Annotated in this window: 8 protein-coding genes; 6 read left to right on the top strand and 2 right to left on the bottom strand. The window is 55.0% G+C overall.

Translation table 11 applies throughout. The features are described 5' to 3' along the window. Nucleotides 1-4 precede the first annotated feature (4 nt). From PUV47_RS19370 to PUV47_RS19355, 4 genes are all read left to right on the top strand, one after another. Complete coding sequence (locus PUV47_RS19370; RefSeq protein ID WP_274220252.1) at nucleotides 5-1,669, top strand: alpha-glucosidase family protein; 1,665 nt, start codon at nucleotides 5-7, stop codon at nucleotides 1,667-1,669. Between the two features lie 18 nt (nucleotides 1,670-1,687). Continuing rightward, nucleotides 1,688-2,824, top strand: a complete 1,137-nt coding sequence (locus tag PUV47_RS19365) for an ABC transporter ATP-binding protein (RefSeq protein ID WP_274220251.1) — start codon at nucleotides 1,688-1,690, stop codon at nucleotides 2,822-2,824. Between the two features lie 157 nt (nucleotides 2,825-2,981). Further along, nucleotides 2,982-3,884 carry a glycosyltransferase family 2 protein gene (locus tag PUV47_RS19360; RefSeq protein ID WP_274220250.1) on the top strand — a complete coding sequence of 301 codons (903 nt, stop codon included), beginning with the start codon at nucleotides 2,982-2,984 and terminating at the stop codon, nucleotides 3,882-3,884. Next, on the top strand, nucleotides 3,769-4,713 hold the full coding sequence (locus PUV47_RS19355; RefSeq protein WP_274220249.1) for a glycosyltransferase family 2 protein: 945 nt from the start codon (nucleotides 3,769-3,771) through the stop codon (nucleotides 4,711-4,713). Before PUV47_RS19360 ends, PUV47_RS19355 begins: the two co-directional genes overlap by 116 nt. Here the strand turns inward: PUV47_RS19355 and PUV47_RS19350 are convergent. Then, a complete protein-coding gene (locus PUV47_RS19350) occupies nucleotides 4,694-5,776 on the bottom strand; it encodes a glycosyltransferase family 4 protein (protein WP_274220248.1) in 1,083 nt (360 codons plus the stop codon). The two genes, PUV47_RS19355 and PUV47_RS19350, sit on opposite strands and share 20 nt — an antisense overlap. Before the next feature lie 416 nt (nucleotides 5,777-6,192). On the opposite strand from PUV47_RS19350, the gene PUV47_RS19345 reads away from it, so the two are divergent. Together PUV47_RS19345 and PUV47_RS19340 are read left to right on the top strand one after the other, a co-directional pair. Further along, nucleotides 6,193-8,343 carry a GGDEF/EAL domain-containing response regulator gene (locus tag PUV47_RS19345; RefSeq protein ID WP_274220247.1) on the top strand — a complete coding sequence of 717 codons (2,151 nt, stop codon included), beginning with the start codon at nucleotides 6,193-6,195 and terminating at the stop codon, nucleotides 8,341-8,343. A 23-nt stretch (nucleotides 8,344-8,366) separates the two neighbouring features. Continuing rightward, entirely contained in the window at nucleotides 8,367-10,970 is a 2,604-nt protein-coding gene (locus tag PUV47_RS19340; protein WP_274220246.1) for a hybrid sensor histidine kinase/response regulator, read from the top strand. A gap of 9 nt (nucleotides 10,971-10,979) precedes the next feature. Here the strand turns inward: PUV47_RS19340 and PUV47_RS19335 are convergent, their stop codons facing one another. Beyond that, nucleotides 10,980-11,984 carry a crotonase/enoyl-CoA hydratase family protein gene (locus PUV47_RS19335; RefSeq protein ID WP_274220245.1) on the bottom strand — a complete coding sequence of 335 codons (1,005 nt, stop codon included), beginning with the start codon at nucleotides 11,982-11,984 and terminating at the stop codon, nucleotides 10,980-10,982. Nucleotides 11,985-12,031: the final 47 nt, after the last annotated feature.

The raw sequence follows: 12,031 nt of genomic DNA, 5'->3' as shown, positions 1-12,031 counted from the left end.
AAAAATGACTGCTTCAACCTCTAGCAACAAAAATCCCGCAGTCCTCGCAGCTGATCCTGACTGGTGGCGTGGTGCCGTGATCTACCAGATCTACCCACGCTCCTACCTCGACAGCAATGGTGACGGCATTGGCGACCTTCCGGGCATAACCACAAAGCTTCCGTACATCGCTGAGCTTGGTGCAGATGCAATCTGGATCTCGCCTTTCATGAAGTCGCCCATGGATGACTTTGGTTATGACGTTTCCGATTACGAGGACGTCGATCCAATGTTTGGTACATTGGACGACTTCAAGGAACTGGTTGAGAAGGCGCACTCACAGGGGCTGCGTGTGCTGATCGACCTGGTGATTTCGCACACATCTGACCAGCATGCATGGTTCAAGGAGAGCCGGCAGGACCGCACCAACCCGAAAGCAGACTGGTACGTGTGGGCCGATGCGAAAGATGACGGCAATCCACCCAACAACTGGCTCTCCGTGTTTGGCGGTTCTTCCTGGCAGTGGGATACGCGCCGCAACCAATACTACCTGCACAATTTCCTGCGCTCTCAGCCAGACCTGAACTTCCACAATGAAGAAGTTCAGGAGGCCGTGCTGAATGCCGCCCGCTTCTGGCTGGACATTGGCGTGGATGGCTTCCGCCTAGATACTGCAAACTTCTACTTCCACGACAAGGAACTGCGCAGCAATCCGGGGCGCAAGCCAGAAGAAGAATCTGTTTCTACGCCCAAAACCAACCCTTATGGCTATCAGGTTCACGTCTATGACAAGACCCGCCCAGAGAACATAGCGTTCTTGACGAAACTGCGTGCGGTGATGGACGAATATCAAGACACGACAATGGTGGGTGAGATTGGCGCGGATGAAGACCCTCACCAGATCATCGCCGACTACACAGCCGGGCATGACCGCCTGCACATGGCCTACAGCTTTGACCTTCTTGCAGGAGACCAGACCGCTGCACACATTCGCGAAAAGGTGAGCAACCTGGAAGCGACCATCAACGATGGATGGGCGAGTTGGGCCATGTCCAACCACGACGTGATCCGCGTGGTCTCCCGTTTGGGTGCTGGTTTCGAAAAGCGTGAAGCCAGCTCGGTTTTGCTGGCTGTGGTGGCCTCCCTTCGTGGCAGCCCTTGCCTCTATCAAGGCGAGGAGCTGGGCTTTGAGGAGGCGAACGTGGCCTTTGAAGACCTGCAGGACCCTTATGGCATTGAGTTCTGGCCGAATTTCAAGGGCCGCGATGGGTGCCGCACGCCGATGGCGTGGGAGACAACCGCTCCCAATGGTGGCTTCTCCACTGGCAAGCCCTGGTTGCCAGTTGATGCGCGCCACTTGGCGAACGCCGTGAGCGTTCAGGAGAACGACCCTGCCTCTGCTTTGAACAGGGCACGTACTTTCTTGAAATGGCGCCGCCAACACCCTGCCTTGATCAAAGGCGACATGAAGTTCCTGCAATTGGAGTCAGATGTGCTTGGTTTTACCCGGACACTTGGCGAGGACAGCGTGCTTTGTGTGTTCAATCTGAGCGACCAGGAAAAAACAATAAGTCTGACCGGGCAAGGCGTGACGGAAGCGCTCGAGGGGCATGGTTTTGAGTTTGCCATGGACGGCAAAGTCATTACCCTTCCAGCATGGCAAGCTGGCTTCCTGAAACTCGACGCCTGATTGGGGGAGGAACCGACGATGGCAGATGTAACCCTTAAAGGGGTCTATAAGGACTTCGGTCCCACACGCGTCATTCACGGCGTGGATCTGGATATCAAGCAAGGCGAGTTCATTGTGTTCGTTGGACCTTCGGGTTGCGGCAAATCCACTCTCTTGCGGCTGATTGCCGGTCTCGAAGACATCAGCGACGGTGAACTTTTCATCGACGAGCAGCTGGTCAATCAGCGTTCTCCCAAAGAGCGCAAGATTGCCATGGTGTTCCAGTCCTATGCGCTTTACCCGCATATGAGCGTGTTTGAGAACATGGCTTTTGGACTTGAGCTTTCGAAAGTTTCCCGCGCTGAAATTGAAAAGAAGGTTCGTGATACTGCTGAAATTCTGGAACTGACGCCCCTGCTTGAACGCAAGCCGAAACAACTTTCTGGCGGCCAGCGCCAGCGTGTTGCCATCGGCCGGGCGATTGTGCGCAACCCGAAGGTGTTCTTGTTTGATGAACCCCTGTCCAATCTTGATGCCGCGCTCCGCGTGCAGATGCGTATCGAGATTGCCAAGCTGCACCGCGAGATGAACGCCACCATGGTCTACGTGACCCACGACCAGACCGAGGCGATGACCCTCGCGGACCGGATCGTGGTGCTGAATGCTGGCCGGGTTGAACAGGTTGGGACGCCGCTGGAGCTCTATCACCGACCGCAGAACGCGTTTGTGGGCGGCTTTATCGGCTCGCCGAAAATGAACTTCATCGACTCTCGAGTGGTCAGCATTCAAGATCAGGGACTTGAGGTGGCTCTTCCCGGCGGGACATCTGTTCTGGCCAGCGTCCATACCGATGGCGTGAGCGTGGGAGATCAGGTTCAAATTGGCATTCGTCCAGAACACATCACCGTTGGCAGCGAGGGCGTTCTGGCAGGCAACGTGGAGGTAATCGAGTCCCTTGGGGAGAGCCATTTCCTCTACGTGCGCGATGCCAATCGCAATCTTGTCACCGTACAAGGCAAAGGCGATACCCAGATCAAGAACGGTCAAAGCGTGAGGCTTAATGTGCCCGGCACCTTGTGTCATGTCTTCCGGAAAGATGGCAAAGCACTCATGCGAGGTCACAATGCGGACATGGGCAACAGTACCGCGACAATGGTGACATCTGAACTGGCCTGAAGGCACAAAAAGCAGAACGTTGATGGGGCCCCACACGGGCCCCTTTTTCTTGAGCATCAGCTGACACTTGAAATTCGGGGGCAACAATCCGGAAATAGGCCCGGTTCCCGAAACCCGCTACCACTGAACAGAGGGGAACCTGTGCTGTGGAGGGGGGATGTCGAACAAGCTGCCAGTTTCCGTGTTCATCATCGCCTGCAATGAAGCTGATCGCATCGGTACTTGCATTCAGAGCGTTGCTGACTGGGTGGATGAGGTTATCGTCATCGACAGCGGGTCAGATGATGAAACCGTGACGGTGGCAGAGCAACATGGCGCACAGGTCATTTACAACCCGTGGCCGGGTTATGGCCTGCAGAAGCGCTTTGGCGAAGACAAATGCCGCAACAGCTGGATCTTGAACCTTGATGCAGACGAGGCCATTTCGCCTGCTCTTCGCGATGAGATCAAAGGGCTATTCGCGAGCGGAAACATTGCGCGCTTTGACTTTTGGCGCGTCGACATCAAGGACGTTTGGGCCCACGAGCAGAGGCCCGCAGCGCATGCCTACAGCCATCGACAGATCCGCCTTTACCGTGTGGATGCAGGCCGGTTCTCAGCATCATCTGTGCATGACACGGTGCGTCCACCAGAGGGTGTTTCTCTGGGCCTTTTGAAGCACTGTGTTGAGCACCGAAGCATCCGCTCAATCGCGTTTCAGGTTGAGAAAATGAACCGGTACTCCAATGCGCAGGTCAAGGATCTGCGCAGCAGCGGTAGACGCCTCCAAAAACTCCGCCTTTTTACCGAGATGCCGATGGCGTTTTTCAAAGCCTATTTCCTTCGCGGGTATTGGCGCTACGGATGGTGGGGCATTGTCAGCTCGATGACCTATGCGTTCTCCCGCTTCCTGCGCATAGCAAAAGCTTATGAAGCCGAGCTTCTGGCTGAAACGGGAGCCCACCATGACAACATCCAACTCCGCTCATCCGGTAACCGTCCTCATTCCGGCCCGAAACGCCGAAGCCACTCTGGCGCAAACGCTAGAAAGCTTGAAAACGCAGACATTTCGGAGATTTGAGGTTCTTGTTGTCAATGACGGATCGAGCGACCGGACAGCGCAAGTTGTAACCGCGTTTCAACGCAAGATGCGCCGCCTACAGATGATTGACGGGCCAGCCAAAGGAATTTCTGCTGCATTAAACAAAGGTTTGCAGCAAATCAGCAGCCCTTTTGTAGCGCGTCTTGATGCGGATGACTTGGCCGACCCCACACGGCTTGGCAAGCAACTTGCCGCTTTGGAAGGCAATCCAAGCTGGGTGTTGTGCGGGAGTGATGTGAGCCGCATCGACGAAGCTGGCGCACCGCTCGGCGGCATGACTTCACCCACGACACCCGAGGCCATTGCGCACCGGCTATGGGAGAAAAACTGCCTCTATCATCCCTCAATCATGTTCCGCCGCGAGGCTGTGATGAGGGTTGGCGGTTATCGCAGCCTTTATGATGGCGCGGAAGACTATGACCTTTACTTGCGCCTCCGTGAGATTGGCGAACTGGCGTCGTTACCAGAGATGTTGACCGCTTACCGCATCCATTCTGGTCAAGTGACACAAGATCCCAACAGGAAGTACCGCCAGATCGCAGATGCGGTGCTTCTGAACGCCCTGCGAAAGCGCGCCGGGATTGCCGAATTCAGTGAACTTCCAAAGGAGCTGGGTCTATTTCTGGCCTCGGAAGTGATGGCGGCACTAAGCCGACCGGAAACGCAGCTGTCTCCGCGTGTTGCCCGCCACATGCTTGCGCGCTGCAAGAAAGCGGGCGCGGAAATAGGCCTTGCCAAACAATCTCTTGTGCGATCTGCCTTGTCACACCGAAACTTTCAAGAAACGCTCAAAGCGCTGGCTCTGTAGCAGTCTCCCCGGCCACCACTTGCTCTAAGAGGCCATCAAACTTTTGCGCCACAGCGCGAATATCAAAATTTTGCATGACATGCCGTCGGCCGTCCTCACCAAGCCTCCTCATGCGCTCCGGATCAGCCACCAGCTCATTCAATGCCCGAGCCAAATCCTCCGGTGCTTCAGGGGGGACGAACAGCGCCGCGTCCCCAGCCGCCTCGACCAATCCGCCAGAACGCGTGGCAACCAACGCGTTTCCGCAGGCCAGCGCTTCAATGGCGGTACGGCCAAAACCTTCCTGCACAATCGAGGGCACAAGTGAAATGGTTGCTGAAGCTGTTTTGGCGCGGACTTGCTCTGCACTCAGGTTTACGTGGAAGGTTGGTGTAGCCGCTTCCATTTCAGCAGCAAGCTCCTTCAAACGATTGAAGGTTTGCCGCTCCTCGTAGTTGGTTACGGCCAGTACGAACTCCATTTCCCAATCTTGGAGGTTTGCCCTTTCAAAAGCGCGTAGGGCATCGAACACGCCCTTGTCTTGTCGTGCCCGCCCGACAAACAGCACACGGTGCTGTTTTCTGGCCGGTCTCCAGAGATCACAGTCGATGCCATTATGGATGACCCAGCTTGAAGCCTTGCATTGCGGATACTGTTTCAGAAAGTGAGCGCGCGCAGTTTGGCTCACCCAAACGGTGCCAGCCAGAACATTATAGTCCCGCTGGTTCAAGAAGCGTCGCAGTGAGCTGTCTTCACGTGTTCGGCCATGACGGAAAAGTAGTAGTTTGGTATCTCGCAGGTCCCGCGCAGTCTTTGCTGCAGTTCTCAAATGCTGATGAACGACGATGATGTTCGGCCGAAACTCGCGCAGCGCTGTGTTCAAATGAAAACGATCAACCTGGTGACCAGCCCCAACAGCACGGAACTCAACCCCCGAGAAAGGACTGGTTACCTCGCAGCCGAAAAAGCAGATGGATTGCCTGAAGCGACTGAAGACCCCCAGATCATGGGCGCACAAATCAATCGAGGTGGCACCCGTTGAACTAAAGTTCATATGACGTGGCAGCACCACCGCAACTCTCAACAGCAACCTCCCAATTACGTAAAGGGCACTTTCGCCTGCATTTTTTGTTTCAAGTGAAAGCCCCGCAATGCCCTCTAAATGTGCAGCATGAACATATAGCAATTACTTGCCAGATAAATATTTTACTTAATTATTTCAATATTTTATATCCATTTAATCTCGGGGTACAAATCCATACAAATCGATAAAGTAATTTCATAGACCCAATACTTTGTGGGTAGCGTTGAGTATTATGGATGAACGCCGGAGACATACTCTGGATAGCACTAGATAAACTTTTATATATCACTTTTATATTCATTAAGAGTTTTCATCTAGCTTCAAAAGCCGTACTTGAGTTTCCAAGGAGGGCGCAGTTAGAAGCAGATTAAAATGCTGCCGTAGCGTCTTCCCAACAAAAAAATTTGGTGAGGTGTATGTCGATCATCGTTATCATCGATGACCGTGCTATTAACCGTAACATCTTGAACCGGCTGGCATTAGCGGTCGCGGGAGATGTAAAAACCCATTGCTTTGCATCGCCATCCGAAGCACTTGGGTTTATGGAGCAGCAGGTCCCGGATCTGGTTGTCACAGATTACAGCATGCCGGAGATGGACGGGGCAGACCTGACCACTCACATCAGAGCGATTGAGGACTGTCAGGATGTCCCAATCATGGTTATCACGGCGTTTTCTGACCGCACCTTTCGCATCAAGGCACTTGAAGCGGGAGCCACGGATTTTCTGCAGAGTCCAGTTGACCACAACGAGTTTCTGAGCCGCGCACGCAACCTGTTGGCACTGCGAAAAGAGCAGATCGCTGCGAAATCTCGTGCTTCCACGCTGGAGCGCGAGCTGATCAACGTCGAGCGTCAGCATGAGGAAGAGCTGCGTAGCTCAATCGAGCGGCTGGGCCAGGTGATTGACAGCTTGCCGTCCATGGTCACCGCCGTAGATACCTCCGGCCGCTGCGCTTTTGCCAATGCCGCTTGGGGCGCGTTCATGAACAAGCCTTCCCACGAGTGGGTCGGCTTGGACTTTTACAATGAACTGCAAGAAACAGCCCATGAGCGCAACAAGCGACTCGACGCCAAGATTTTTTCTACCGGGCGCGCCCTACCCCCATATGAGGTTGAGATTACAGATCCTCAGGGCCACATCCGTTACTTTCTGGTGACCAAAAGCCCGCTCTTGGACCCCTATGGCAACACCACGCACGTTGTCACCACATCGACGGAGATCACAGATCGCAAGCGCGCAGAAGCGCATTTGCTGCATATTGCACACCACGACAGCCTTACAGACCTGCCAAATCGGACGTTGCTGACCCTAAGAATTGAAGAGCAGATCAATGCCTGCCGGAAGAACGGCAAGACGTTTGCGCTTCATTTTCTGGATCTGGACCGCTTCAAGCCAATCAACGATGCGCTGGGGCACCGATCTGGCGACCGGTTGCTCGAGATGGTGGGTGAACGCCTCCAAAGCTGCGTGAAACAAACGGATCTCGTCGCCCGCCTTGGCGGGGATGAGTTTGCGATCCTGCAGACTGACATTCGCGGCTCGGATGACACTCTGGCACTGGCGCGCCGCATTGTTGAAACGCTGGAAGAACCCTTCTACATCGACGGGCAAGAGCTTCGAACCGGGGCCAGTATCGGCATTACGCGCTACCCGGAAGATGGCGTTGGAAGCGAAGAACTTTTGCGCCACGCTGACATGGCGATGTATCAAGCCAAAGCCGAAGGCGGCAACGTTTATCGCCTGTTCTCAACCACAATGGACCATGATGCACGCGAGAGTATGGCGCTGGAGGGCGAGCTCCGCCAAGCCATCCTTGGCAACCAGTTCGAACTCTACTACCAGCCTCAGGTTCGGCTGAACGATAACAGCATTGTGGGGGCGGAAGCGCTGTTGCGCTGGAATCGTCCAGGACATGGCGTGGTTTCGCCGCTTGTCTTTTTGCCTCTTGCCGAAGAAACCGGGCTGATCATTCCGATCAGCGAATGGGTGATCACCGCTGCGTGCCAAGAAGCCCAGCGCTGGCATGAAATGGGGTACGACGACCTGCGCGTTGCAGTGAACTTGTCTCCGACCCAGTTTCGAAAAGGCGACGTGCCGCAACTGGTCACCGATGCACTGAACGACACCGGGCTGAAAGCTGATGGGTTGGAAATCGAGATTACCGAACACATCGTGATGCACGGCTCGGAGGCAGTCGCAAAGGACCTGAAGCAGATACAGGATCTGGGCACCCGCGTGTTTATTGACGACTTCGGCACTGGGTATTCATCACTTTCATACCTTAGCCGGTTCTCCATTAACGGTTTGAAAATTGATCGCTGTTTCATTCAGAATCTGGAAACGGATCCGAACGATGCGGCGATTGCAAACGCGATTATCGGACTGGGCAAGAGTTTGGAACTGGACGTGGTTGCCGAAGGCATCGAGACGCCAGAGCAGGCCGCATATCTGCGCGAGGCGGGATGTCGGTATGGCCAGGGCTATTACTATGGCAGACCGATGCCAGCTGATGAGTTCCGTGATCTGGTCCAGACAAAACACCGCTGGCTTGTAGCAAGCACCTGACAACCACAGACGGACGTTCGCCCATGCGACTGAACAAAACCCTGGACACCGTAGTTACAGCTATGGGCGAAGGGTTACGGAACCTTGGCGCTGCCTTCAAGCGCTCCAACACTATGACCGGCGGTGAGACGGAGATGAGCCTCAACCGCGTGATCATAGCGATGGTGTTGCTTCCCTATGCGCTTTCCGATGCTCGCTACCTCATAGATGGCCATGCGCTGATCACTAAGATCCTCGCTGCATTTGCCATCGGTACCGCTGTGCTGTTCTTCTTCGTTGTGCGGGCAAAGAAGCCAAACTTCATGCGCCGTTTGTTTGCCATGCTCATGGATTTGGGCATGCTGACTTTCGCAATGTATGCGGGCGGCCAGTTCGTGGCGATCACGTTCCCCATCTATCTTTGGGTGATCTTCGGCAATGGTTTCCGGTTTGGCATCAAGTACCTTGTGATCTCCTGTGTGATCTCCGTCATCGGGTTCTCTTTTGTGCTGACCACGCCCTATTGGCGCGAGCAGGCGCAGCTCGGCTGGGGATTGCTGGCGTGCCTCATCATTGTTCCAATTTATTCGGCCAAGCTGATCCGCGACCTGTCAGAAGCGAAACGCGCGGCGGAAGCGGCCAGTCAGGCAAAGACACAGTTCCTTACCGCTGTGAGCCATGAATTGCGCACGCCGCTCAACGCCATCATCGGCATGGGCGACATGCTGAAAGATACAAAGCTGGATGGTGAGCAGCGGGACATGACGACCACCATCAAAAGCTCTGCCCGCTCCCTTCTATCGCTTATTGATGGCATTCTCGACTTCTCCCGCATTGAAGCAGGGGCGCTGGACATCAAGACCAACCTGTTCAGCGTTGATACCCTGTTCAGTGACACGGCGCAGATTGTTGGCAGTCAGGCACACTCAAAGCGACTACGCTTCTGTCAGTTCATCAGCCCGGAAGTAGAACCGGAACTGATTGGCGACAGCCGTCATCTGCAGGAAGTCCTGATCAACCTGACCGGCAATGCTGTGAAATTCACCCATTCCGGGTACATTGCGGTGCGGGCATTCCAAAGGACCGCCCAAGACGGCAGCGCAAAGCTGGTGTTGGAGGTAGCGGACACCGGCATTGGCATTTCCAAAGAAGCACAAGACCGGATTTTTGAGCGCTTTACCCAAGCCGATGAAACCATTGTAGATCGATTTGGCGGGACGGGGCTGGGGCTGACCATCGTCAAGCAAGTTATCGAAGGTATGGGCGGCTCGGTTTCGGTGCATAGTGAGGTCGGCTCGGGCAGCACTTTCCGGTTAGAAGTGCCGGTTCAACGCGCTGTTTACACCCGCAGTGAACGCCTCAACTTTGCCGAGGCAGTTACCTTCGTTGTCTCCGAGGATCCGCAGACCTTGGATGTAATGGGCAAGCGCCTCGAAAGCCTTGGCTTGAAAGTGCGCACCGTTGACACGCCAAGCAATGCCGTGGCGATGCTGGGCGAGCTTACGACACTCGGCGTGCGCGAAGCTATTCTGATCGTCGACGAACGCTGTGTCTACGGCCCGATTGAAGTTCTAGGGCACGCGATCCAGTCCCCGGATCGATTGATTGACACTCACATGGTGCTGCTCAAGACAACTGACAGCGAGCTTGAAGATCCCGAAAGCGTCTATAGCCGCTGCCGGACAATCCTGCACTACGACAAGCTGGATGATGAACTCTTCAGAGTGATGCAGATTGCAGGTGCCCGGTTGCCTTCACAAGCAGCGCCAACAAAGCTTGAAGACCGGGTCCACCAACAGCACAAGGCGTTGTCTTTGTTGATTGCTGAAGACAACAAGACCAATCAGCGTGTGATCGAAAAGATCTTGGAACGCGGCGGTCACAAATGCCACATCGTCAGCGATGGTGAGCAAGCGTTGGATGCGCTGGAAGAAGGTCTGTATGATCTGGCGATCATGGATTTGAACATGCCTGTGGTGAATGGGATTGAAGCCATCAAACTGCACCGCTTGACGGAGCATGGTGAGGACCACATTCCAATCATTGCCCTTACAGCCGACGCAACACCAGCGGCGGCACGGAACGCCATAGAGGCGGGAGCAAACGCCTGCGCAACCAAGCCTATCGAACCGGATGTCCTTCTCAAGATGATCGACAGGACAGTAACGGAGTTTGGTCGCAGAACCGTTGCGCCATCCGGTCCGGAACGCCAAGATGCGCAGTCAGTCAACGTGGCTCCCTTGGGCAAGAAAATGGCCCTTAAAGGCGCCACGATAGACTACGCCTGCCTCGACAACCTCGCCAATCTGGGCGGCGAAGAGTTCGTTGTCGGCCTTATCAGTGACTATCTGGAGGATGCACGCGTTCTCTACAGCGAGATTTGCAAGGCCGTGGAGGCGGGCGATGTCACCAAGATACGTGACAAGGCCCACGCCATGAACTCGGCCTCTGCCAACATTGGCGCGCTTGAGGTTTCACGCCTGTGCCAGAGCTGGGAAACCGCGCGCGCTCAAGACCTGCTGGAAAACGGCGCGGGCAACCTGTCAAAACTGACCAAGGCGCTGGACCAGGCAAGAGACGGGCTGAGCGCTTACGTTGTTAGCGTTGCCCAGCCGGAAGATCTGGAAGCCATCCGGCTCGGCAGCTAAGCTGGCGTTTTAAAGCGCCAGAGTCCCACGGCCACCGCTTTCGAAACGATTTTGCGCCTTGGTGAGACGCTCCATCTTGCGAAGGTCTGAGGGCGACAACTGCATGGCGGCTTCAACCCAGATGTCGACCACTTGCCGCAGCTCTTTGTAGGTAATCGCTTGAACGGCGCGGCCACTGCGATAGATCGCGGAGTGGGCATTGTATTTGCGCCCGTTTTTCTGGATGTAATCCTGCGTGGCGGCGACGCCCTGCCCCTCGTCTACCACGAGGTCGACGAGGCCCAGCTCCTGTAGCTCTTCGGCGCTGTAAAGACGGCCACTCAACATCATCTCTTCTGCGCGATGGCCATCAACCTTTCGGCACAAAAAGCTGTAGGCCCCCATTCCCGGGAACAGGTTGAACAGTACTTCCGGAAGGCCGAACTTTGCCTGTCGCTCTGCGATGATAACATCGCAGGACAGAGCCGTTTCAAACCCGCCACCAAGTGCATCACCCTGTACAAGACCAATCGTGATGTACGGCAGATCAAGCGATACAGCATTGCCATAGACCACATCGATGCAGTCAACGGCATACTTTTCAAGGGCAGAGCGATCTCCCCTCTTGATGAGATCAATGAAAAGACCGAGATCGCCACCCAGGTTGTAAATGTGAGGGTTCCGGGATGCGATTACGTTGTAGCGAATTGGCTCTGGCATTGCGCGCTTGTAGGTCTCATACAATCGCTTGATGACCACTTGAGCGCCCGCCAGATCACCGAGCAACTCCGGTGAGAAACAAGGGCGACCGCGGCCCTTCATAAACACCCAAAGCGCCTTGGTATCCTCGTCATACTCAAGGTCCAGGCTTTCGAGATGGACCGACGCGAACTTCTTGGAGAGTGAAACTTCGGCCACGGAAGCGTTCTCCTGACGGGAAAACTCCGTTTCCGTTTTTCCCGAAGCGGTCAGGCCAGACGCACTGGCAAAGTTCGCACCGGTTTCTATTGTTTTCCATTCAACTTTATCAGACATCAACGCCCTCACTGTTTCGCGTCAAACACCACTAAACTTCTGATGCC

It is taken from the genome of Pseudovibrio exalbescens, assembly GCF_028737195.1.
GTDB lineage: Bacteria > Pseudomonadota > Alphaproteobacteria > Rhizobiales > Stappiaceae > Pseudovibrio > Pseudovibrio zosterae.
This window is presented reverse-complemented; position numbering and strand designations above follow the sequence as displayed.